The organism is Nocardioides antri, assembly GCF_008373765.1.
Classification (GTDB): domain Bacteria; phylum Actinomycetota; class Actinomycetes; order Propionibacteriales; family Nocardioidaceae; genus Nocardioides; species Nocardioides antri.
The window spans coordinates 224-486 of the sequence record NZ_VUJW01000046.1 but is presented as its reverse complement, the minus strand read 5'-3'; the positions used below and the strand labels follow the sequence as shown (position 1 = coordinate 486).

General features: G+C 68.4%; 1 pseudogene. It reads left to right on the top strand.

Going from position 1 to position 263, the window contains the following annotated elements:
• Positions 1-76: 76 nt before the first annotated feature.
• Positions 77-142, top strand: a pseudogene (locus F0U47_RS22160) (hypothetical protein); the annotation flags it as partial.
• Positions 143-263 lie beyond the last annotated feature (121 nt).

The following is a 263-nucleotide window of genomic DNA, read 5'->3' as shown; positions in this document are numbered from 1 at the left end:
GGTGGCCCACGACCTGTGGGAGGACGAGGACTACAAGGGCATCATCATCGAGGAGCCCGAGGTGACCGGTGTGGAGATGCTGGCAGCGGACTCCGTGACCATCCGGGTGATGATCAAGACCGCGCCGCTGCAGCAGTGGGCTGTCGCCCGCACCCTCCGCCAGCGGATCAAGGCCCGGTTCGACCACGAGGGCATCGAGATCCCGTTCGCGCAGCGGGTCGTGTGGCACCGGGAGGACCGTCGTACGCCGACCGCGGCGGAGA